The organism is Bacillus sp. HMSC036E02 (assembly GCF_001836235.1).
GTDB lineage: Bacteria > Bacillota > Bacilli > Bacillales > Bacillaceae_G > Bacillus_A > Bacillus_A cereus.
Genome location: NZ_KV827854.1, coordinates 218195 through 241297, shown reverse-complemented (window position 1 = coordinate 241297; position 23103 = coordinate 218195). Strand labels below are relative to the sequence as shown.

The following is a 23103-nucleotide window of genomic DNA, read 5'->3' as shown; positions in this document are numbered from 1 at the left end:
AGAGGCTAAGAAACAACAAGAACAGCAACACCAAAATCCCGGAGGAGATACACCTCACGCAGACGGTGCTGTTGTTACAACAGAGTCCTAATATACAAAAAAAGAAGTCCGTTTCTCTTAACGAGAAGCGGACTTCTTTTTTGTTATCATTTTCTTTACATACAGCTTTTCTATTTCGATATACAACTGCGCTAATTGAATATAAGAATGATAATTACTCGGTTTCTTTATAATGAATGAATATCTTTCCATAAAATTAACAGGTTGCACTTTTAATTTATTCGTATTTATTTGTATTTCATTCAAACTATGAACAGGTTGTTCATTTAGCCAATAGACAACCGATAACAAGTGAGCTGCAAAAAGAATCATTGGTCCCTCAGCCTCTTGCTTATTTCTATTTCGAAACAGTATAGCAATGTCTTCATGCTTATTTTTCCATACATTCAACATCGCTGGAATGCTGTTTTCAATTTCCTTCCATGGCTCATACTGTCTTTCAATATCAAATATAAAGTAAGTATTTTGTATTATCTCTTCAAAAGAATTGTCTGTATGATACTTAATTAAATTTACACTTTCTTTAAAAAATGGTAAACAGTGAAATTCTTTCGGTATTTCTATAACTCGTTCCATCCTTTATTTCACCTTCATTCGCTTCTTTCCTTCACGACATACTTCTAACAGTCTGCATTCCTCACATTGCGGTCGTTGTGCTTTACAATGATAACGTCCAAAGAAAATCATACGATGATGTGTAACTCCCCACTCATCCATTGGTACTTTCTTCATTAATGTTTTTTCTACTTCTAACACAGAGTCTTTCCATCTACACATAGCTAATCGTTTACTCACTCGCTCCACATGTGTATCAACAGCAATTGCCGGAATTCCAAACGCTACGGAAACTACAACATTCGCTGTTTTCCTTCCTACACCTGGTAATTTCGTAAGTTCATCTCGATCGTTCGGTACTTCTCCATTATAGTCATCTAATAACATTCGGCATAATTTTTGAATGTTTTTTGCTTTATTTCTATACAATCCGATAGAGCGTATATCTTGTTGTAATTCTTCTAGAGAAACACTTAAATAATCTTCTGGTGTTTTATATTTTTGAAATAAATTTCTTGTCACTTTATTTACAAGTACATCCGTACATTGTGCAGATAACGCCACCGCGATTACAAGTTCAAATGGATTATCATGAACCAATTCACAATGTGCTTCTGGATACATATCCGCCATTGTGTCTAAACAATAACGGATTTGCGTTTTGTTAAGCATATTTTTCCTCCTATATTACTGCTCCAACCAATTATAAAAAGGCACTTTTCCAGTAAATTTCGTCTCTTGTTTTGTCATTTGTTGTGCCCTTTGTTGATTCGCTCTAAATTTTTGACCTTGATTTTGAGCCTGATCTACCGTTTTAATTCCATTCTTTTTCCACTCAAATAAAATACGATCAATATATCGGAAATTTAGTTTTCCACTCATTACAGCTTCTCTAAGAGCCGCTTGAATTAAATTTGGATGATGTTGATCTTGGTCCTCCCACATCCCTAACGTTTCACATTCGAACGGCGAAAGTGGTCTTCCAAATTCTTTTTCAAATACTGTATATAAATTTACTTGTAGCTGTTTTTTTTCTTTTTGCTCTTCCTCTATTGATTCATCCATTAAGAAATGTAATATTTTTTCCCATAACGGTTGTAAAGAATAACTTTCGCACATCATCGCTTCTGATCTTTGTCCACCTTCTAGTGATAAAAAACCTTTTTGAATCAACGTCTGAATTACTTCCATACATTTCATTTCCGTTATCGTCATCCGTTCAGAAATCTCTGAAGGAGTCGGAAACGAATTACCTGATTCTAAAAATGTGTGTACATGAAGTACAACCATAAATTCCGTCTCATTTAAACCTAATTTTTTATAATGCATCATAAGCAATTTTGGAATTGCAATGCTTCCCTGCTCAAACCACTGTAACATCATTTTCTTTTTCATCACCAAACACCTCGCTCTCTAGTATAACACACCTTTAGCTATTTCTTTTTGCCACAATCCTTCAAAAAAACCTCCCCATTAATAGGGAGGTTTTTTATATTACATGAATGAAATATAAAATTAAGCTTGCACTTTACTTTTCATAAATGTATGGATGCGCTCTAATGCTTTCTCTACTTGTTCAAGAGATGTCGCATATGATAAACGAACATTATTTGGAGCACCAAATCCTGTACCTGGTACAAGAGCCACTTTTTCCTCTTCTAATAGAGCTTTTGCCCAATCATCAACTGTTGCATATCCTGATAAAGCTACAGCTTCTTTTACGTTAGGGAATAAGTAAAATGCCCCTTGCGGTTTAATACAAGTAAAGCCAGGGATTTGAATTAATTTATCATAAATGATGTTTAATCTCTCTTCAAAGGCTTGACGCATTGTTTCCACAGGTTCTTGTGAGCCTGCATATGCCGCAATTGCGCCGTATTGAGCGATTGAAGTAGGGTTTGACGTACTATGACTCGCTAAATTCGTCATTGCTTTAATAAGCTGCTTATTTCCTGCAGCATATCCAATACGCCATCCTGTCATAGAATGAGATTTAGATACACCATTAATAATAAGTGTTTGTTCTTTTAATGCATTAGAAAGCTGGGCAATTGAAGTATATTCTACGCCACCATAAATTAATTTTTCATAAATTTCATCAGAAACGATTAAAATATCATGTTCTAAACATACTTCTCCAAGCTGTTGTAATTCTTCTTTGCTATAAATCATTCCTGTTGGATTGCTCGGTGAATTAATAATAACTGCTTTCGTTTTCTCTGTAATTGCCTCACGCAGCTGCTTTGCTGTAATTTTGTACTCATTGTCTTCTAAACCTTCTACATAAACCGGCTTACCGCCAGCAAGCTTTACTTGCTCTGGATAGCTTACCCAGTAAGGAGTTGGGATGATAACTTCATCTCCCTCATCAAGTAATACTTGGAATAATGTATATAATGCATGCTTTGCACCATTACATACAATAATTTCAGATGGATCATACGCAATACCTTGATCGCGAGTAAATTTCTTCACAATTTCTTGTTTTAACGATTGTAATCCACCTGTTGGTGTATACTTCGTATGCCCTTCTAACATCGCTTTATGTGCAGCATCCATAATATGCTCTGGTGTATTAAAGTCAGGTTCCCCTGCCCCTAATCCAATTACATCATGACCCTCTGCTTTTAATGCTTGTGCCTTTGCTGTAATTTCTAAAGTTGAAGACGGTGTTAAAGCAGCTACTCGCTTTGCTAATTTCATTTGTAGTTCCCCCTACATCTATTTTTCAATGCTATATCGTCTTAAAAATTTTCCATCTTTAAATTCAAGATAGTAATAACTATAACGATTGTCATCATCAATATATGTAACTTCCCATAGTGGTACATCATTTTCAAAGCCTAATTTCACTTTCATAATCTCTTTCGGCTTACTTTTTGATTCCTTACTTTCATTGCCGACTTGCTCTATTGTTCTTTGTATAGCCTCTTTTTCAGAAATACCTTCGCTCTTTTTCCTTACTACAGTATCCCCTTTTTTCTCAGGCACCCAAACGATAAGTTGTTCTCCCTTTTCATCTGTACCTTGCACGACTATATATGCAGATTTTCCGTTGTAATAATCAACAGATTTCACCTTTGTAAGCTTTGCTTTTTCTTTAGCAATTTCTACAAATTTCGACTCTTTTGGAATTTTCTTTCCCATCGCTTTATTATAAACATACGCCCCATATATTCCGCTAGCAACGGTAACAATAATGATTGCAAAGATCCACTTTTTCATTGTATCACTACGTTCTGTAAATCGTAAATACAGCTGTTTCTTTATCTTTTTCGTCTAATGCTAGTCCGAACATGAGGTCCTGCTCTTTTAACGTACGATTTAAACTATCAACAATTTTATACAAATCCGACGAATATTTAATACGCGTCGTTGATAGTACTTCGATTTTCTTATCCATGAAAAAACTCCTCCGTTACACAAAAATTTCTAATTATAGAAGAACGCAATGCGGTTACAATAAGAGTACATTCTTTACAACCCCTGCTTCATCACCCATCTATTATAGCAGGACATGTACAGCAAAAAAAGGTTTCAAGTCGAAAACCAACACATTTTGTATACAAGAAGTAAGAAAAATAAAATTCCTCCTACCCACATTTTTTACGCCTGAAGTTTATAAGTACTTCAGGCGTATTTTTCTTCCATTTTTATTCATTTGATGGTTCTTCTAATTGTACTAACAATTCTTCTAATGGTCCTTCATAAAGAGGTACGTTAGGAATCGATTGTAGAAATCGTTTTCCATAGGAAGAACTCGTCAAACGACGATCTAACACTACTACCGTTCCTGTATCTGTATTCGTTCGAATTAAGCGGCCGAATCCTTGTTTGAAACGTAATATTGCTTGCGGGAGCGCTAATTTAGCGAATACATCTTCACCTTGATTTTTTAGCCACTCACCTTTCGCTTCCATCATCGGCTGATGAGGAGGTGTAAATGGTAGACGGACTATAACAAGACAACTTAAGGCATCTCCAGGAATATCTATTCCTTCCCAGAAACTGCTCGTCCCTAATAAAATTGATTTGTCGAACTCTTGAAACTTTCGAATTAAGCGGCTTCGACTTCTATTATTCACACTTTGGGTGAGTAATAAATAACCCTCTAATTCATCATTATTTTTTAAATTCGCATACGCTTCTTTTAACATTTCATACGAAGTGAATAAAACGAGCATTCTGCCTTTTGTGGCTTTTGCTATCTTTGCAATATGTTCCGATACAGATTCAATATATCGCTCATTACTTACTTGCTTAATAAAAGGTACATCCGTTGAAACCATTAATTTCATCTGTTCATCATAACGAAATGGTGACGGAACCTTTAAAGTATTTGGAGCGAAATCATGTAAACCAAGTTCCTCTTTTATATAATCAAACGTATCGTTAACTGTTAGTGTTGCGGATGTAAAAATAACACTCTTTTTTTCTGTTAAAAATTCATCAGCAAATCTTTCACCAATATGGACAGGCTGTGCGTATAGAACTGTTGAATGAATCGTCCCTTTCGTTTCAGTCTCCATCCAAGTTACATACGAATTCTTTTCTAATACGAGTAACTGTAATGATTCTGCCATCTTTCTCAGCAACTCAATTAAATGCATAAATTCACCTGTTACAACATGCATCTCCCATTCTAACTTACTTTGCAATATATCCACTTGCTTCTCAAGAGCAGTTACTACCCTTCTTAATTCATATATAAAACGATTTGTTAATTCGACGATACTATCCCACAACTTACCTTTTTCTAGTTCTGCGTTATACCTATAGATGAGCGGCATATTATTCGTTCCTTGCTCTTGCTTTGTTTGTTTAAATATAAAAGTACGTAACATTTGGAAGAGTTCATCCGCATCAAACTTAAGTTCCTTCAAACTATAACTTATCATACGGAAAGTTGAACGAGATGCTTGCTCTGATTTTTTCATCATTTTATATACTTTGGAGAGTACATCTTCTGTTTCTAGCGTCCCAAGACGAGATATAACCAATTGAAAATACATACAAGAGAACTGTTCACCCAATGTTCTACTCGCAGCTTCTTCAATATGGTGAGCTTCATCAAAAATAATATGTTCGCATGAAGCAAACAACGGTTCTTCACTTGAAAAATCTTGAAATAATAACGCATGATTTGTAATAACGATATCTGCAAATAAAGCTTTATTCTTCGCTCGCTGATAAAAACAACGACTAAACCAATTACTTTGCATACCGCCTGGACTATACGCATCGCTACAAATACGATTCCAAAGTAACTTTCCGCCCTCAGGAATATTTAATTCGTCTCGATCACCTGTTTCAGTTTGCAATAGCCAAACTAAAATCTTCGCCTTCGTAAGTGCCATATCATAATTTTTTTCTTCCTCTTGCAAAGCATACTCAAATTTATGTAAGCATAAATAATGCTTTCTTCCTTTTAGAAGAGCTGCCTCAAATGAAAATGGCATTATTTTTTGTAATAACGGAATTTCTTTTTCTAATATTTGTTGTTGGAGTTGTACCGTTTGTGTACTTATAATGACAGGTTCTTCTTTTCTCTTTGCAAAATAAAGACTAGGAAGCAAATAAGCAAGAGTCTTTCCTGTTCCTGTACCCGCTTCAATTAGTGAAAAACGAGAATCTCTTAACGCCGTATATATCTCTTTCATCATCAGTTGTTGACTTTCTCTTCTTTCAAACTTTGGCATATGTGATTCCAATTTATCCATCGTTTTATTCAAGAAAGCATCAAACTTTGATGAACACGTTTCTCCAAGGTTTAAGGAATAGTTCCGCTTTTTCAGCGCAATATTTCGATGTATTTCATACTCCGCTATATCTTCTTTACCGTGCATTACTTTCTTTAAAATATTTTCAGAAAGCACATCAGCTATATCGCTTTGGAACACATCACTTAATTCATAAAGCGATTGCAACGTGACAAGTGGTAACTTTTCAATTTCATTTAAAAATTGTAAAAATAATTCCGCTGTTGCAAGAGCATCACTATCCGCACGATGTGGTTGATCGTGCTCTAGTTCATGCTTCTTAGCTAAATCACGTAATTTATAACTATCGGCTGTCGGCAAAAGAATTTGAGCCAATTCAACCGTGTCGATTTTCGGACAATGTATTTCTGTATATCCAGCTTGCCTTAATTCTTCATTTAAAAAATTCCAATCAAAGTGAACATTATGCGCAACGAAAGCCGCACCTTGTAATAGCTCAACAATCATCGGGGCTACATCTTGAAATAACGGGGCTTGTTTTACAAGACTTTCATCAATCCCTGTTAATTCTGTAATAAATGGTGGGATCTCTCTCTTTGGGTTAACAAAAGACGAAAAAATCTCCAATATCTCTCCATCTTCTACTACAACAGCTGCAATTTGGGTAATTTTATCCTTCCCATCTTTCCAGGAGTTCCCTGTCGTCTCTAAATCAACAACGACATAACGCTTACTCATATATGTAACACCTCAATTTCTTACCTTTCAAACAACAATAATTTATATAATGTTACTATACCACGTTTTATCTCATCTTAATGAAAAGATGCACAAAAAAGCTATCTCCGCAATGGAGATAGCCTTTCTACTTATAATATCGTACCCGCTTTTTCAGCACCTAACATTTCAATAATTTGATTATTATCGTCTAATACTGCAATTTTTGGTTCTTGTTTATGAATCTCTTCTTCCGTAACTAGCCCATAACAAATAATAATTACTTTGTCCCCTGGTTGTACAAGCCTTGCCGCAGCACCGTTTAAACAAACAACACCACTACCGCGTTCCCCTTTAATAACGTATGTCTCTAAGCGAGCACCATTATTATTATTTACAATTTGGACTTTTTCGTTTTCTACAATATTTACTGCATCCATTAAGTCTTCATCAATTGTAATACTACCTACATAATTTAAATTTGCCTCCGTTACAGTTGCACGATGTAACTTTGCTCTCATCATTGTGCGAAACATAGATGCTCCCCCTTATTTAACTGTTAATGTTATATTGTCAATTAATCTTACATTTTCAAACTTAACTGCAATAGCTAAAATGATTCTTCCTTTGACTTTCTCTACCATTGTTAATGACGGATATGCATATAAATCTGCATAATCTACAGTGCCTTTCGTATGCGTCTCAATATACTCTTTCACAAGATTTGTAATGATTTCGGGATTACGTTCACCTGCCTCAATTCTTTCTTTCGCTATACATAGGCTGCGGTATAAATGAAGAGCTTCTTCACGTTCATCTTGTGATAGGTACACGTTACGAGAACTTTTCGCTAAACCATCTTCTTCCCTTACAATATCAACTGGTACGATTGTAACTGGAATATTGAAATCAGTTACAAATCCTTCAATTACTGCAACTTGTTGAGCATCTTTCATACCGAAATAAGCACGCTTTGGCAGCGTAATATTAAATAGTTTCATTAGTACAGTTGCAACACCAGCAAAATGACCAGGTCTTTGTTGACCGCATAATACGTCCGTGCGCTTCACAACTTCTACCGTTGTTGTTTGTTCTGCTGGATACATTTCTTCTACACTCGGATAAAATAAATAATCTACACCGTTTTCTTTTGCTACATTTTCATCTCTATCAATATCACGAGGATATCGATCTAAATCTTCATTTGGGCCAAATTGTAGTGGGTTTACAAATACACTTAAAACTACAATTTCATTTTCTTCTCTTGCCTTACGTAATAAAGTAGCATGGCCTTCATGTAAATAACCCATTGTTGGAACAAAACCAATACTCTTTCCACTTGCACGAAGTTCGCTCGTAATTTGCTGCATCTCTTGCACTGTAGTTACGATTTTCATTATTGTTTTCCTCCGTATAACGCTAAGCATTCTTCCTCTTTCATTGTGAACGAATGTTTTTCTTCAGGAAATTGCCTTGTCTTTACTTCAGTAACATATTGTGAAATCCCACGCACAATCTCCTCTTGAACAGACGTATATTGCTTCACAAATTTCGGAACACGATTTACGCCGTATGAGATAAGATCATGATAAACAAGCACTTGCCCATCTACTTTTTGTCCTGCGCCAATCCCAATTGTTGGTATTGTTAGTTGCTCTGAAATAAGTTCTGCTAACTGCATTGGTACACATTCTAACACAAGCGCTATTGCACCAGCTTCTTCACATTTCTTTGCATCTTCTATTAATTTTTTTGCACTCTCCGCATCTTTTCCTTGCACTTTATATCCACCCAACACTCCTACAGATTGAGGGGTTAAACCTAAATGCGCTACAACAGGAATTCCTGCGTTCGTCAAATATTGAATCGTCGATATAACTTCTCCAGCACCTTCTACCTTCAGTGCGTGTGCCCCGCTCTCTTGAACGATTCGGCGTGCATTCACCATCGTTTCTTGTAATGATACGTGATACGACATAAATGGCATATCAGTTACAATAAACGTCTCTTTCGCTCCGCGGCGTACAGCTTTCGTATGATGAATCATATCCTCTACTGTTACAGGTACTGTTGAATCGTATCCGAGTACAACCATTCCAAGAGAATCTCCAACTAGAATCATATCAACTTCAGCTTCTTCTGCTAATTTAGCAGATGGATAATCATACGCCGTTAGCATTGTAATCGGCTCACCTTGCTCTTTCATCTTCAAAAAATCTGTTTTTGTTTTCAAAAACTACTCCTCCTTTATGCAGGAGAGAGGAGATGGCCGAAATTATATAAAAAAACCCCTCTGGCCATAAAAGGGCAGAAGGGTTGTGTGTTAGTCGGCATTATTCATCCCTCTGTCCCAGTCCGTTATTGGATCAAGGCAGAATCCAAGTTATTATTTTTCGTATGACTTCGAATCATGGTGCAGTTCGCTCTGATACTGCCCACATTCGAACTAATTATAGCAAACTACAAAAAGGAATTACTACATTTTTTTGAAAAAATAATTTTTTATTCTTATTACGGTATATGAAATTTAACACCAGAGTATATATGCTATACAGTTTTTATGGATAATTCAATCCTGAAAAGATACATGTTTTTTCAACGCATGTTAAAAAAGTCCAAGTTAATTTTTTCTGTAATCAATTTAACTATATAGTATAACTCTTAAACTAATGATGCAGGTTAATTGAGGAAAGTACTTAACAAAGGAGAATTGCAGATGTCTATGAACAGGTGGTTATTTCGATTCAGCAGTTTGCTTGTAATGATTGTATGGTGGATGTCTTTAGGATCCTCCCAAGTATTTGCCTCAGTTCATGTCGTAACACAACCCACCGATTTAACGAAAGTGATTGAGGTTGAACTAAATGATGATTACTTTAATCCAAATGTCATAACGATTCCGCTTGAAGGATCAACAACATTACTATTGAAAAATAAAGGTAAAAACGAGCACACCTTTACAGTGAAAAAACTCGGTATTGACGTCGTAGTCCAGTCAGGAAAAGAAAAGAATATTACCGTGAAACCTAAAAATACTGGTACATATGAATTAATATGTCGATACCATCTTCTTAAAGGAATGACAGGCAAAGTAATCGTCAAATAACATGCCAGGTCAACTCGACGGAAGCTATTTTGAAATGAACTTTAAATATGAAAAGAATTTATTATCATGTTACAAATTCAACTCAAAACTATTGAAATAAAAAGAAGTTCCAAAAGAGGAACTTCTTTTACTTAATTTCGATATCTGCAGAATGAATATGATGTACTTTTCCTTCATGGTCTTCTAGAAGCAATACACCATCCTCTGTAATTCCTTTTGCTACACCCGTAATCGTCTCTCTCATTGTTCGAGCGGTAATTTCTTTCCCGATGCTCACAGCGTAACTTTCCCAAAGAATTTTAATGACAGAGAAACCATTTTGTAAATACTCTTCATATAATTTTTCTAGTTGTAAATAGATTTGTTGCATAAGTTCTGCACGAACAATCGGCTTACCTGATTCAATCGCTAATGAAGTAGCAATGTGCTGAATTTCTTCATCAAAATGTTCTTGCTTTTGATTCGCATTAATACCGATGCCCATAATGACAGCATTAATTTTATCAGGATCCGCTTGCATTTCTGTTAATATACCTACAGCCTTTTTACCTTGAATTAAAATATCATTTGGCCATTTTATTCCTACGTTTACACCTGTACATTTTTCAATTGCCTGTGCAACACTAACAGCCGCTAACAAAGTAAGTTGCGGTGCATGATGAACTGGGATTGATGGGCGTAAAATAATACTCATCCAAATCCCTGTTCCTTTTGGTGAATGCCATTTTCTGCTTAAACGACCTCTTCCCGCTGTTTGTTCTTCTGCTACAACGACAGTTCCTTCTTCTGCACCTTCATAAGCAAGTTTTGCTGCAATGTGCTGCGTTGATTCAACAGTTTCTTCAAAATACACTGTTCTACCAATCCGCTTCGTTTGTAGCCCTAACTGAATTTCATTAGCAGTCACTTTGTCTGGCTTACTTGCAATTCGGTAACCTAATCGGCGCACAGCTTCAAGTTCATATCCCTCACTCCGGAGATCCTCCATATGTTTCCACACAGCAGTTCTTGAACAACCAAGTTTATCACTAATTGTTTGGCCGGATACAAACTCGCCATCCGCTTCAGAAAAAACTTGCAATAACTGCTTTCTTATAGTAGATTGCATCCTTGCAGCCACTCCCTTATACGCTCTTTCTCATTAACTACGTTTCCTTGTACGATTGCTTCTTCGATTTTCTGAAGCATTTCAGCAACCCACGGACCAGGCTTTTTGTTTGCCCAGTTTAATAAATCATTACCAGTCACATTCATTTCTTGACGCTCCTGGATTGGCAATGCATGAAACATTGATTGTACTCGTTCAACAGATGTAGGATCATAGCTTTCAATCATCGCTTCATATACTCTCTCTGCCATTTCAGCGATATGAATTCCCGTTTTATAAAGAAGGACTGTATCCCAATCCTTCTCCTTTCTAGTACGAATTGCCAATAAAACTGCAACAATATCTTTTATTTTTTTATTCGAAAACTTCCATTGACGTAAAAAGACAGATGGATGTTCTTCTCCGATACAATATAAGAAAAATGCCCACGCCTCAATATCCGTTTCGAAAGAATCCCATTTATACTGCGTAGCTTTTAACAGTCTCTCTTCTGACATTTGTAAATATGGCAAATGAGAAAATAGCTTCGTCTCTACTAATTCTTTGAGACCTTTCACACAATAGGTACCAGTTAACAGTTTCTCAAACTCTACTGTAATACGCTCAATTGCTATATGTTCTAGCAAATGCCCATGCGTTTCAATCGCTTGCTTCGTTTTCATTTCTAATGAAAAACCTAACGTGCTTACAAACCGAATACCACGCATCATTCGCAGGGCATCTTCTTGAAAACGATCCGCAGCATTTCCAACTGTCACAATTTCTCTCTGTTGAATGGCTTCCTGTCCAGCAAATAAATCAACCATTTTGCCTTCTTCTGTCATAGCAATTGCATTCATCGTGAAATCACGACGTTTTAAATCCTCTTCTAATGAACGAACAAATTGAACACTACTAGGTCTTCGAAAATCTTCATATTCGCTTTCTGTTCGAAAAGTAGTTACCTCATAAGGCTCACCATTTTCTACAACAATTACAGTTCCATGCTCAAGACCAACAGGAACATTTCTTGGGAATATAGCCATCACTTCTTCTGGTAGAGCAGATGTCGCAATATCAATATCTCCAATCGGCCTATCGATAATAAGATCTCGTACGCTCCCACCAACAAAGTAAGCCTCATGTCCTTGTTGCTTTAATGTCTCAATAATAGAACTAGCTTTTTTAAATCTTTCCATTTTTGTCATCCCTTAGTACGTCATAGTAAATCGTTTCATATTGTGAAACAATTTTTTCTGAGCGAAATTGCTCATAAACACTTTCTCTTGCTCGCTCTCCCATATTACGGTGAAGTTCCTCGTCCTTTAATAGCTGAATAGCTTGATTTGCCACTCCTGTTGTATCGCCAACTTCACATAAATATCCTGTTTCCCCGTGTTGAATAACCTCTGGAATACCTCCAACCCGCGTTCCGATACAAGGTACACCACACGCCATTGCTTCTAATAAAACAAGACCAAAACTTTCCTTCTCTGATAGAAGCAACATTAAATCACTCATCGCAAGTAGTTCTGCAACATTATCTTGCTTCCCTAGGAATAAAACGCGATCTTCAATATGTAAATTTTTCACTATCTGTAAAATCGTACAGAATTCTGGTCCGTCTCCAACAAGAAGCAACTTCGCATCTACTTCTTTAACAATTTTAGCAAATGCCTGAACAACATCCTGCACACGTTTCACTTTACGGAAATTCGAAATATGAATAAGTACTTTTTCACTCTCACTTATACCATATTCTTTCTTTAATTGAGACATATTACGCTTGAAATATACACGTTCGTCTATAAAGTTATATACCGTTTGAATTTCTTTACTTGGTTTTACAAGCTCATGTGTTTCGTTAATTAATGAATGCGAGACAGCAGTGACAACATCTGATTGCTCAATACCAAAACGAATTAAATTATTTAACGAAGGGTCGGAACCTAACACAGTAATATCTGTTCCATGTAAGGTTGTAACAATTTTAATACGCTCTCCGATCATTTGTTTTGCTAAATATGCACAAATTGCATGTGGTATTGCGTAATGCACATGTAAAATGTCTAAGTTTTCTCTTTGTGCAACCTCGGCCATTTTACTTGCTAACGCTAAATCGTATGGTGGATATTGAAATACAGAGTATTGATTTACCGTCACTTCATGAAAATAAATGTTTGGATATACTTTATTTAACCGGAATGGTAAACCCGATGTAATAAAGTGAATTTCATGCCCACGTTCCGCCAATTGCTTTCCTAATTCTGTTCCAACAACTCCAGAACCACCTACAGAAGGATAACATGTAATACCTATTTTTAATTTCATTTACATCCCCCTAATAAATCAGCATGTAATAAAACCGGTTTCTTACTCATAAATCCCTCGGCATACAAGACTCCAACTTCTTTTCCAAACATCTTCTCACGAGCGATCACAGTTTCAACGTAACCTTCTGTTAACGGTGTCTTAACACCATCGCTCCCTGTTGAAAACTGACTTTCATACGCTTCTAATGCTTCCACCTTTATAGAGAGGTACTCACTTATATCTATACAAAAATTCGGTTTATGAAAACCATTAATCATATAATTATAAAAAGACTCCACACGATGTGGTGAAAGTTCCGGCATATATTTACGGATTCCTGCTGAAAAAATAGCCTCTTCCACAAGCTTTGCACAATTTGCATGATCTGGATGGCGATCTTCATAGTACGGGGCAAAAACTAGTTTTGGTTTATATGTACGGATCACCTTGACAATTTCACGTATATACTCTTCTTTCATATACAAACCACGGTCTGGCATCGCTAAATTCAGCCTCGTTTTTACTCCCATTATACGAGCTGCGACCTTCGCTTCTTCTTTTCTCAACTCTATCGTTCCATTTGAAGAAAGATCAGCTTCTGTTAAATCACAAATACCTACTTCATACCCTTGCTTTGTATATTTAGCGATGGTACCAGCCATGCCGATTTCAACATCATCGGCATGAGCACCAAACGCTAATATATGTAATCCACTCATAATTGTTCCCCTCATTTTCTTAACTTACGATAATCTAAATCTCCTCGCTCTAATGCGTGCATTAACATTTCAGCACTTGCCATATTCGTTGCAAGTGGAATCGCATATACATCACATAAACGAAGCAATGCATTCACATCCGGTTCATGCGGCTGTGCTGTTAATGGATCGCGGAAGAAAATCACCATATCTAAGTCGTTCTTTGCAATCATTGCACCAATTTCTTGATCTCCACCAAGAGGGCCAGATTGATATCTTGTTACAACTAATCCAGTCGCTTCCATAATACGAAGCCCTGTCGTTCCTGTTGCAAATAATTCATGTTGTTCAAAAATTGGTTTATATGCGTATGCAAACGAAACCATATCATTTTTCTTTTTGTCATGTGCGATTAAGGCAATTTTCATCCGTTGTCTCCCCTTTAGTCGATAATATTTTCTAAACCGTACACAAGATGATCAAGGTTCATTACTGTCTCAATTGATAGTTTTACACCTGACATAAATGATGCACGATTGAATGAATCATGACGAACTGTTAACATTTGTCCATCTCCACCGAACATTACTTCTTGGTGTGCAATAAGCCCTGGCAAACGTACACTATGAATGTGAATACCGTCTACATTTGCACCACGTGCACCTGCTAGTTGCTCTACTTCATTTGGATGACCTTGCTGCTTTGATTCACGATTTTGACGAATTAACTCTACCGTTTTTACAGCTGTACCAGATGGTGCGTCTAATTTTTGATCATGATGTAATTCAATTACCTCAACATCTTGGAAATATTTCGCTGCCATTTGTGAGAATTTCATCATAAGAACTGCACCAATTGCAAAGTTTGGAGCAATAATTGTTCCTACTGCTTTTTCTTTTGCATTCTCTGTTAAACGTGCCAATTCTTCTTCTGTAAATCCAGTTGTACCAATAACCGAACGAAGTCCACGCTCAACTGCAAGTGTAACGTGTTGTTTCCCCACTTCTGGTGTTGTTAAATCTAACAACACATCTGCTTCTACTTCATCTAAACAAGTATGTAAATCAGCGTAAATCGGTGCATGTAATGCTGGCATGCCAGGTAAATCAGAAATCTTCTCACCACCATGCTTATAATCCACTGCTGCTACTAAATTAAAATGTTCCGTTCTTTCCATAAGAAGAACTGCTTCATGTCCCATACGTCCTCTTGGTCCGGCGATAATTACTTTAATTTCTTTCATTATTCTTTCTCTCCCTCATCAATACGTGTCCAGCGATCTTTATCACGTGTATTAAATTTATTCATTACAATGTTATGTGCTGTCTCTAAATCAATATTTAAACTATTTGCCATACAAATCATAACAAATAATACATCTCCAAGCTCTTCTTCAATACTTCTTTCTTTTTCAGTTGTTTTCTTCGGTTTCTCACCATAATAATGATTTACCTCTCTTGCAAGCTCTCCCATTTCTTCCGTTAAACGAGCCATCATTGCAAGCGGACTGAAATAACCTTCTTTAAACTGACCAATATATGCATCTACTTCTTTCTGCATATCTTTCATCGTTTTTGCTTCCATACTATTCACCTCTAATCCTTCCTCTTTCATGTTAGCCAATTCATCGCGATTTGACAAATATTATTCCCCGCCAAACACCTATTTGCGACCCATTTTTGGATAGACTATAATAAAGTGAAACTTCTTTTGCGTTTTTTTGCAAAAGATTAGTTGAACTAATCGGGTTCCTACGGCTGGTTCTCCTTTCTTCAGAGCTTTATCTCCTACCAGCCGTTAGAGCGGGATAAAGTGAAACCTTCTTTTGTGCTTTTCGCAAAAGATCAGCCCACATCAATCAAATTCTTACTATTTTCACTAGCAACTAGAAATTACTTATTATTATGTTTTACTGTTTCAGCGGAGCAATGCAATCATTACATAATTAGGGGGATTTCTATATGACATCAAAATTGAAGATGCGAAATATTATTTTTATTTTAATCGGTTCCGCTATATTTTCTTTCGGTATTGTCAATATCAATATTGAAAACCACCTTGCAGAGGGTGGGTTTACTGGTATTACACTATTATTGTATTTTTTATTTAAGTTTGATCCTTCCTACTCAAACTTAATTTTAAATATCCCTATATTTTTTATTGGTTGGAGGTTACTTGGCAGAACGACATTTTTATATACATTAATTGGCACCTTTAGCGTATCTTTATTTCTATGGATTTTCCAGCGTTACGAAGTACTCAACTTACATTTAAACTTGCAAAATGATATGACACTCGCAGCTTTATTCGCCGGGGCATTTATCGGTATCGGCCTTGGAATAATATTTAAATATGGCGGGACTACTGGCGGTGTAGATATTATCGCACGACTAGCTCACAAATATGTTGGCTGGAGTATGGGGAAAACAATGTTTATGTTTGATGCTGTCGTTATCGTAGTCTCTATTCTTACCTATTTATCATACCGCGAGGGCATGTATACGCTAGTTGCTGTTTTTATCGGTGCTAAAGTCATTGATTTTATGCAAGAAGGAGCTTATGCTGCCAAAGGAGCGACTATTATCTCAGAGAAAAACGATGAAATTGCTGCCAAAATTTTATCTGAAATGGAGCGCGGAGCAACCTTTTTAAAAGCTGTTGGATCGTATACAAAAGTGGAACGTAACGTATTGTATTGCGTTGTTGCTAAAAATGAAATCGTGAAATTAAAGAATATCATTACTTCTGTAGATCCTCATGCTTTTGTCGCTGTAAGTGATGTACATGATGTAGTTGGTGAAGGATTTACGTTAGATGAAAATAAAAACCCTTTACATAATTAAATGTAACTAGAAAAGCGCCTTAGCTTTTCTAGTTTTTTATTACAAGTCTTTTAAGCTTCTCAAAATCCTCATGAATAAGCTCCAATAAACTCCGATTATAAAAAATGGAAGCTGGATGAAAAGTCGGAAAAACATGATATTCTTTCTCTGACCATGTAAACTCTGCACTTTGCATATCCTTTAATTTTTGAATGGGCTGTTTTAATAATTGCCCGTGTACATCTGTGATTTTTTTATTTTTTCCTGTTAAACGTTGAAGACCGATATTTCCAAGCGTGACGATAAGCTTCGGATGTATTTTCTCTAATTCATAATCTAACAAAGGCGCATGGGCAACTATTTCTCCCTGATTTGGCGTTCTATTATACTTTTTTTGTATGATTTCACCATTTCTTTCTTTTTTCTCTCGCCATTTATAAGGTCTACTTCGAACAGCGCTCGTAATATATACTTCTTCCCTTGTAACATCAATACGCTCTAAAAAATCCATTAATTGTTTTCCCGCCCTCCCGCTAAACGGAATCCCATTATGAATTTCTGTTTCACCAGGCGCTTCTCCTAACAACATAAATTTGGGATTTTCAGGACCTTGTCCACTTAAAAAACCTTCTAGTTGATAAGGAGCACTGCGCTCTTGCACTTGTTTTACTAAATGGTCTGGATATTTCATTTCCCCCCACCGCCTTTCCGCATTACTTCTATTATTTCTATTTGCAATACATTATATAATTCAATCCATACAACAAAAAAAGACTATCAAAATTGATAGTCTTTAGTCGTCGCTACGCTGCATACCAGTATACATTAATACGAGACGTAATAATTCAAATACCGCTACAGCTGCAGCTGCTACATATGTTAATGCTGCCGCATTTAATACTTTACGAGCTTGCCCATATTCATCTGTTGATACAATACCTAACGCTTCAATTTGTTGCATTGCGCGCTTTGACGCATCAAACTCAACTGGCAATGTAACGAGCTGGAACACAACACCTGCTGCCATTAAAATGATACCTAATAACAACAAACCAGACATTTGTGCAAATATACCGATTAGGACGAAAATCCAAGACATATTCGAACCAAAGTTTGCAACTGGCACTAACGAATGACGAACGCGCATAAATTTATAATCTTTTGCATCTTGAATTGCGTGTCCTACTTCGTGTGCTGCAACTGCTGTACCAGCAACTGAATGTCCATAATAGTTATCTGTTGATAATCGAACCGTCTTAGCGGTTGGATCATAATGGTCTGATAAATGACCTGGTGTTTCTTCTACAGCTACGTTGTATAATCCATTTTCATCTAAAATTTTTCGAGCCACTTCCGCTCCTGTCATACCTGATGTTGAATAAACTTGTGAATACTTGCTATAGGCACTACGTACTCTTGACTGTGCATACAACGGTATGATCATTATGATCGCGAAGTAAATTAAATAAAACATCATGAACCTCCATTGAAGTTTTAATTATAGTACTTCTCATTCTATTTTCTTCTGCCACTATTGTCAATGAATAAACCTTACAATCCATATCTTTATTTATTGCATTATCTATTTTTAGAATGTACATTACTTTTTCTTTTTTCTCTCTCTCCTTTATACTTTCTCCATCCAACATAAGTTAATGTGAAGAAAATAAGTCCCCCAGTAATTGTCATAAACCAAATGAGAGAGGGTGCAATTTCATCTTTTTTTACTGTGTGAAATATCTTTTGCAAATCCCCTTTAATAATCCCTAATTGCATTTGGCCGCCTTTCGTTTTTAACATAACGTTACGAAATTCATCTAAATAAGATAAATGAACATTTACACGCTGAACCTCGTTTTCTGGCAAAGCAATCATTAAGCTTGGATAAATAATATTGAATTCATTTAAAAACGTATTTAACGTTTGTTGAAACTGCCCAGCATCTTCTTTTTCCATCGCTTTTTCCATTTGAGAAAAGGCATCCATTACTTTCCTTTCTCTTTCCATCCAAAGTGGTTGATATTTCGATACTTGTGCATCAACAGCAAGTTGTAATGCCAGCACATTATCAATTTTAGCTTGCTTACCTAAACCTTCTTCAGAGAGCGATTGTTGCGCCTTATCGTAAGCTAAAGAAATAACTCTAACTTGATCTGGTGTTACTTCCTGCTTCTTTTCATTCCCCTTTATTAAAAATTGCTCCGAGAAATGTTGTAATACTTGTACCGCTTTTTCATCTTCATTACGCTTCACTAACTGTAACGAGTCGTCTAACAACCCTGTTAGCTCATTCCACTCTTCAGCATATATACGTAACGGAAACATTATAATTAGAAATGCTATCAATCCAATTAATGTTCTCTTCATCCCGGTCCCCCCTATAACTACTAGTACAAAATATGTTAATTTGGACAAGAATAGAACAGAACTAGACCGAAAAATATATTATCATTTTACAAAGAAAAAAATTCTCTTTAAGCAGAGAATTTTTTCTGTGACATCCTTTTCTTTTTTACGAAATATCGATATAAACTGTAACAAAGTATACTACCACCTAAAATGAATAATAAAATAGCACACGCAGCATGCATAAAGAACTCTTCTGGTAACATTAATATAATTGGATCTTTTTCAGGATCAAAAACCCAATAATCATTACTAAATAAAAGTTTATGGAATAATACAAAACTCTTTTCAAAATTAATAGCAATTGGTAACATAAGCGCTATCGGAAAAATGATTGTTAAAATCGATCCGTGCAGTAAAAACTTTTCATTTTTCTTTTTTAATAAATAAATTCCGCCTATCACTGCAATCATAATTGTCGCATGCATCACATATTGAATCTTTACTAAAATATTTTTAACATCTACAAAATGAATACGGCCATTTGTGGACATATCTAATGTTGGCAAATGTAATGCTCCGTCATAAAACGGGGATAAATATGTAATAAGCACATCGTAATTTCTTTTAATTTCATCCTTCGTCATATCCGCTAAATCAGGAATATTTAAAAAATCAATTTCAAAATAATACAGCCATTTTCCATAGACAACTGCCGTTGTTGCGAGTGCAAAAATAGAAAATGCTATGCTATATGAAACAACTAAAGTAATCAATCGATCCAATATTTTTGTACCACTCTTATTTTTCTCCATGTTCTCCCCCTAAATGTTCTAACCATCATAAAGAAAATTGTTTCCTTTGCTCACGTAAGCAACAATAATATGTAATACATAGTACAGCAATACTTAACCAAAACGTAAAATAACCAATTTCCTCTACAAACAAATGCATAATTCCATATCGCGGCATTTGCCAAAATAAATAATCAATTGCATCGTTATGCAACGTCCACACAGCTGCTACTATAAAATGCCATTTTTTTATACGATAGAATGGAGCATATAAAAATCCTTGTACTGCCATCGCAAAGTGCGAAAGCATTAACATGTAGCCCATAAGGCCAATAGGCCCTTTTACGTAAATCATAATCCCGTTTACAACAACAGCCCAAATACCATATTTTATTAAAGTTACAATCGCTAACGCTTCTATTAATCCCCAGTTTCTCTTTGCCAAAAAAGCAATTAAAACAAAGACAAAAAAGAGACTCGCCATAGGACTATCTGGTACAAACGGCCAAAATATAGGTGACGTTTCTTTCAATTGATTTCCGTACCATATAAATCCGTAAATTGTACCTAATATGTTAACAATTAATAAAAATAATAATACCGAGCGTTGTCTTAACATTGCATACAAGTACACCAATCCGTATGTCCAACACCTTTCAAGCAAAGTAATTCATTCATTAAATCCTACTCTATTATAACAAACTTCATCCAACTAAATAGAAAAGCTGACTACAAATTTTGTAGTCAGCTTTTTATTATTTTTTATTATACTTTGCAACGAATTCCGAAAGCTTCTTCAGTTCCTCATCCGTACCTTTAAATACACCTTTAGGCATTGAACCTTTTCCCTCTTTCGCAATTTTAGCAATTTCTTCTGGCTTTAAAGTTAAGTTTTGCAGTGCCGGTGCTGCTGCCCCGCCCTGTAAATTGTCACCATGACATGTTAAACAAGTATTTTTTTGCATTAATTTATAGCCATCATCATTTTTATCAACTGGCGCTGTTTTTACAATTGCTCCTTGTTTTTTTGCAGCTTCCCAGTCGTGGTGTGCTACAGATTCCCAAGTTAAAAAGATAATCGATGCAATTGCTAAAAGCATAAATCCAGTTGCCACAGGACGCTTCAATGGACGTCTTTCTGGACCTCGATCAAGAAATGGAGCTAACAGTAATGCTCCAAACGCAATCCCTGGCATAATAAATGCTCCAATTACAGTAAATGAACCGGAAGCATAAGAATACTTTAATAACTGATACAAGAATAAGAAATACCAATCTGGAAGTGGTATATATCCAGCATCAGTTGGGTCCGCCATTCTCTCAAGCGGCGACGGATGCGCCACTGTTAAACATAAATAACCGATTAAAAAAACTGCACCAACCATCCATTCTTTTAACAAGAAGTTCGGCCAAAATGCTTCTGTTTTCCCTGGGTATTCAGAATAGTCTTTTGGAATATTTGGTTTCCGAGCTACTGGTACCCGAGAATCTCCTACAAACTTCATCCCTTTGCCGCGATGCATAATCTCCCTCCTTTTGTTCTTTCCCCTTTAATTTAGCAATCTCTTATAGTGGACCGGAAATACCTTGTTTGCGAATCATGATGAAGTGGAAGGCCATTAAACCTAGAAGTGCTGCTGGTAAGAAGAAGACGTGAATAGCAAAGAAGCGAGTTAATGTTTGAGCGCCAACAATTTCGGAATGACCAGCGAGTAATGTTTTAATATAAGGACCAATGAGCGGTGTTTGCTCTGCAATTTGAATCCCTACTTTTGTAGCAAATAAAGCTTTCATATCCCACGGCAATAAATATCCGGTAAAACCAAGACCTAACATAACAAAGAAAATAAGAACACCAACAATCCAGTTTAACTCACGGGGCTTTTTATACGCACCTTGGAAGAAAACTCTGAGTGTATGTAAAAACATCATTACAATTACGAGACTAGCACCCCAGTGGTGCATACCACGAACAATTTGCCCATAAGCAACTTCATTTTGTAAATAGTAAACTGATTCCCAAGCATTTTTAATATCAGGCACATAATACATCGTCAAAAACATTCCAGATAAAATTTGAATTACAGTAACGAAAAAGGTAAGTCCTCCAAAGCAATAGACGAATGCAGAGAAGTGATGTGCCGGGTTTACATGTTCAGGTACTTCATGATCAGCGATATCACGCCATATTGGTGTAATATCCAATCTTTCATCCACCCAATCATAAATTTTATTTAACATCTACTTTGCACCCCCTCTTGGCTTCGCTTTTCCTAGATACAGCGTTCCATCTTTCACTTTAGACTCGTACACATCAAGCGGAGCAAGGGGTGGCGTACCTTTAATGTTAATCCCATCTTTTGTATAACGCCCCCCGTGACATGGGCAAAAGAATTGATTCGGATGTGCTTTGTCCGAATTCCAGTTAACTGTACATCCTAAATGTTTACATACTGGAGAGAACGCAACAATGTCTCCGCTTTCATCTTTATGAACCCAAGCCGATTTTGGTTCTTCAGACTTGTACCAACCATCAACCTGCTTCACTTTAAAATCGAAACGCTTCGGCTCTGTTGTAATATCCTTTACTTGCGCAACAGCAACCATATCTGTTCCCGCTTCTTTTCTTAACACCGGATCAAGCGCAAATCGCGTCATCGGCATTAAAATACCGGCAGCCATAAAGCCTCCTACCCCTGTGAGTGTGTAATTTAAAAATTGTCTTCTTGACACGCGATGTTCTTTGTCGCTCACGAAAATTTCCCCCCTCTATCAGAAATTGTCCCCTCGTGATAAATTATATAAAAAATAAAAACTAGGACACTATCATGATATAATACGCTCATGCACAGGTCAATATCATACTACTCATAATAATAAGAACT

Annotated in this window: 27 protein-coding genes; 2 read left to right on the top strand and 25 right to left on the bottom strand. The window is 36.2% G+C overall.

Features of this window, described 5'->3' with window-relative positions; genetic code table 11:
- Positions 1 to 117: 117 nt before the first annotated feature.
- The 10 genes from HMPREF2590_RS17160 to panB all read right to left on the bottom strand — a co-directional run bounded on the left by HMPREF2590_RS17160 (position 118) and on the right by panB (position 9285).
- Positions 118 to 636 (bottom strand): YpoC family protein, encoded by a 519-nt coding sequence (locus HMPREF2590_RS17160; protein WP_050821744.1) that lies wholly within the window; start codon positions 634 to 636, stop codon positions 118 to 120.
- Positions 637 to 639: 3 nt separating this feature from the next.
- Complete coding sequence (gene nth / locus HMPREF2590_RS17155) at positions 640 to 1287, bottom strand: endonuclease III (RefSeq protein WP_000933034.1); 648 nt, start codon at positions 1285 to 1287, stop codon at positions 640 to 642.
- Positions 1288 to 1302: 15 nt separating this feature from the next.
- Positions 1303 to 2010, bottom strand: coding sequence for a DNA replication protein DnaD (dnaD, locus tag HMPREF2590_RS17150; protein ID WP_000728552.1), 708 nt, complete (start codon positions 2008 to 2010; stop codon positions 1303 to 1305).
- Positions 2011 to 2130: 120 nt separating this feature from the next.
- A complete protein-coding gene (gene aspB, locus HMPREF2590_RS17145; protein WP_000761571.1) occupies positions 2131 to 3318 on the bottom strand; it encodes an aspartate transaminase AspB in 1188 nt (395 codons plus the stop codon).
- Positions 3319 to 3336: 18 nt separating this feature from the next.
- Positions 3337 to 3840, bottom strand: a complete 504-nt coding sequence (locus HMPREF2590_RS17140) for a cell wall elongation regulator TseB-like domain-containing protein (protein ID WP_000758743.1) — start codon at positions 3838 to 3840, stop codon at positions 3337 to 3339.
- 7 nt (positions 3841 to 3847) lie between these two features.
- The gene (locus HMPREF2590_RS17135) at positions 3848 to 4018 is read right to left on the bottom strand and encodes a YpmA family protein (protein ID WP_000358352.1); all 171 of its coding nucleotides are present in this window, start codon (positions 4016 to 4018) and stop codon (positions 3848 to 3850) included.
- Between the two features lie 250 nt (positions 4019 to 4268).
- Positions 4269 to 7073, bottom strand: coding sequence for an ATP-dependent DNA helicase DinG (gene dinG / locus HMPREF2590_RS17130; protein ID WP_000044957.1), 2805 nt, complete (start codon positions 7071 to 7073; stop codon positions 4269 to 4271).
- 131 nt (positions 7074 to 7204) lie between these two features.
- Positions 7205 to 7588: an aspartate 1-decarboxylase gene (panD, locus tag HMPREF2590_RS17125; protein ID WP_000490182.1), complete on the bottom strand. Its 384-nt coding sequence runs from the start codon at positions 7586 to 7588 to the stop codon at positions 7205 to 7207.
- Positions 7589 to 7600: 12 nt separating this feature from the next.
- Positions 7601 to 8449, bottom strand: coding sequence for a pantoate--beta-alanine ligase (gene panC, locus HMPREF2590_RS17120; RefSeq protein WP_025967077.1), 849 nt, complete (start codon positions 8447 to 8449; stop codon positions 7601 to 7603).
- Entirely contained in the window at positions 8449 to 9285 is an 837-nt protein-coding gene (gene panB / locus HMPREF2590_RS17115) for a 3-methyl-2-oxobutanoate hydroxymethyltransferase (RefSeq protein WP_000851108.1), read from the bottom strand. Before panB ends, panC begins: the two co-directional genes overlap by 1 nt.
- Positions 9286 to 9768: 483 nt before the next feature.
- Between panB and HMPREF2590_RS17105 the strand changes: the two genes are divergently transcribed.
- Positions 9769 to 10158, top strand: coding sequence for a cupredoxin domain-containing protein (locus tag HMPREF2590_RS17105; protein WP_000062393.1), 390 nt, complete (start codon positions 9769 to 9771; stop codon positions 10156 to 10158).
- Between the two features lie 127 nt (positions 10159 to 10285).
- On the opposite strand, the gene HMPREF2590_RS17100 is transcribed toward HMPREF2590_RS17105, so the two are convergent.
- The 7 genes from HMPREF2590_RS17100 to HMPREF2590_RS17070 are packed head-to-tail and all read right to left on the bottom strand — an operon-like array spanning position 10286 to position 15840.
- Positions 10286 to 11266, bottom strand: coding sequence for a biotin--[acetyl-CoA-carboxylase] ligase (locus tag HMPREF2590_RS17100; protein WP_001192064.1), 981 nt, complete (start codon positions 11264 to 11266; stop codon positions 10286 to 10288).
- Positions 11251 to 12444, bottom strand: coding sequence for a CCA tRNA nucleotidyltransferase (locus tag HMPREF2590_RS17095; protein WP_000439317.1), 1194 nt, complete (start codon positions 12442 to 12444; stop codon positions 11251 to 11253). Before HMPREF2590_RS17095 ends, HMPREF2590_RS17100 begins: the two co-directional genes overlap by 16 nt.
- Positions 12431 to 13576, bottom strand: coding sequence for an N-acetyl-alpha-D-glucosaminyl L-malate synthase BshA (gene bshA, locus HMPREF2590_RS17090; protein WP_000768305.1), 1146 nt, complete (start codon positions 13574 to 13576; stop codon positions 12431 to 12433). The genes HMPREF2590_RS17095 and bshA overlap by 14 nt, the downstream gene beginning before the upstream one ends.
- A complete protein-coding gene (gene bshB1, locus HMPREF2590_RS17085; protein WP_000015673.1) occupies positions 13573 to 14277 on the bottom strand; it encodes a bacillithiol biosynthesis deacetylase BshB1 in 705 nt (234 codons plus the stop codon). Before bshB1 ends, bshA begins: the two co-directional genes overlap by 4 nt.
- 11 nt (positions 14278 to 14288) lie before the next feature.
- Positions 14289 to 14684 carry a methylglyoxal synthase gene (gene mgsA / locus HMPREF2590_RS17080; RefSeq protein ID WP_000684765.1) on the bottom strand — a complete coding sequence of 132 codons (396 nt, stop codon included), beginning with the start codon at positions 14682 to 14684 and terminating at the stop codon, positions 14289 to 14291.
- Between the two features lie 14 nt (positions 14685 to 14698).
- The gene (gene dapB / locus HMPREF2590_RS17075; RefSeq protein ID WP_000658810.1) at positions 14699 to 15499 is read right to left on the bottom strand and encodes a dihydrodipicolinate reductase; all 801 of its coding nucleotides are present in this window, start codon (positions 15497 to 15499) and stop codon (positions 14699 to 14701) included.
- Positions 15499 to 15840, bottom strand: coding sequence for a nucleotide pyrophosphohydrolase (locus HMPREF2590_RS17070; RefSeq protein ID WP_002108639.1), 342 nt, complete (start codon positions 15838 to 15840; stop codon positions 15499 to 15501). The genes dapB and HMPREF2590_RS17070 overlap by 1 nt, the downstream gene beginning before the upstream one ends.
- A 377-nt stretch (positions 15841 to 16217) precedes the next feature.
- On the opposite strand from HMPREF2590_RS17070, the gene HMPREF2590_RS17065 reads away from it, so the two are divergent.
- Positions 16218 to 17099, top strand: coding sequence for a YitT family protein (locus HMPREF2590_RS17065; RefSeq protein ID WP_000202121.1), 882 nt, complete (start codon positions 16218 to 16220; stop codon positions 17097 to 17099).
- Between the two features lie 28 nt (positions 17100 to 17127).
- On the opposite strand, the gene HMPREF2590_RS17060 is transcribed toward HMPREF2590_RS17065, so the two are convergent.
- The 8 genes from HMPREF2590_RS17060 to qcrA all read right to left on the bottom strand — a co-directional run bounded on the left by HMPREF2590_RS17060 (position 17128) and on the right by qcrA (position 22972).
- Positions 17128 to 17769, bottom strand: a complete 642-nt coding sequence (locus HMPREF2590_RS17060) for a uracil-DNA glycosylase (protein ID WP_000876871.1) — start codon at positions 17767 to 17769, stop codon at positions 17128 to 17130.
- Positions 17770 to 17871: 102 nt separating this feature from the next.
- Positions 17872 to 18555, bottom strand: a complete 684-nt coding sequence (locus HMPREF2590_RS17055; protein ID WP_058839490.1) for a zinc metallopeptidase — start codon at positions 18553 to 18555, stop codon at positions 17872 to 17874.
- A gap of 101 nt (positions 18556 to 18656) precedes the next feature.
- On the bottom strand, positions 18657 to 19445 hold the full coding sequence (ypjB, locus tag HMPREF2590_RS17050; RefSeq protein ID WP_000831583.1) for a sporulation protein YpjB: 789 nt from the start codon (positions 19443 to 19445) through the stop codon (positions 18657 to 18659).
- Between the two features lie 107 nt (positions 19446 to 19552).
- The gene (lit, locus tag HMPREF2590_RS17045) at positions 19553 to 20239 is read right to left on the bottom strand and encodes a lipoprotein intramolecular transacylase Lit (RefSeq protein WP_070861473.1); all 687 of its coding nucleotides are present in this window, start codon (positions 20237 to 20239) and stop codon (positions 19553 to 19555) included.
- 25 nt (positions 20240 to 20264) lie between these two features.
- A complete protein-coding gene (gene lhaT / locus HMPREF2590_RS17040) occupies positions 20265 to 20855 on the bottom strand; it encodes a lipoprotein heptaprenylglyceryl N-acetyltransferase LhaT (RefSeq protein WP_025967075.1) in 591 nt (196 codons plus the stop codon).
- A 118-nt stretch (positions 20856 to 20973) separates the two neighbouring features.
- On the bottom strand, positions 20974 to 21741 hold the full coding sequence (gene qcrC, locus HMPREF2590_RS17035) for a menaquinol-cytochrome c reductase cytochrome b/c subunit (RefSeq protein WP_000554603.1): 768 nt from the start codon (positions 21739 to 21741) through the stop codon (positions 20974 to 20976).
- Positions 21742 to 21784: 43 nt separating this feature from the next.
- Positions 21785 to 22459: a menaquinol-cytochrome c reductase cytochrome b subunit gene (gene qcrB / locus HMPREF2590_RS17030; RefSeq protein WP_000932700.1), complete on the bottom strand. Its 675-nt coding sequence runs from the start codon at positions 22457 to 22459 to the stop codon at positions 21785 to 21787.
- The gene (gene qcrA / locus HMPREF2590_RS17025) at positions 22460 to 22972 is read right to left on the bottom strand and encodes a menaquinol-cytochrome c reductase iron-sulfur subunit (protein WP_001280593.1); all 513 of its coding nucleotides are present in this window, start codon (positions 22970 to 22972) and stop codon (positions 22460 to 22462) included.
- Positions 22973 to 23103: the final 131 nt, after the last annotated feature.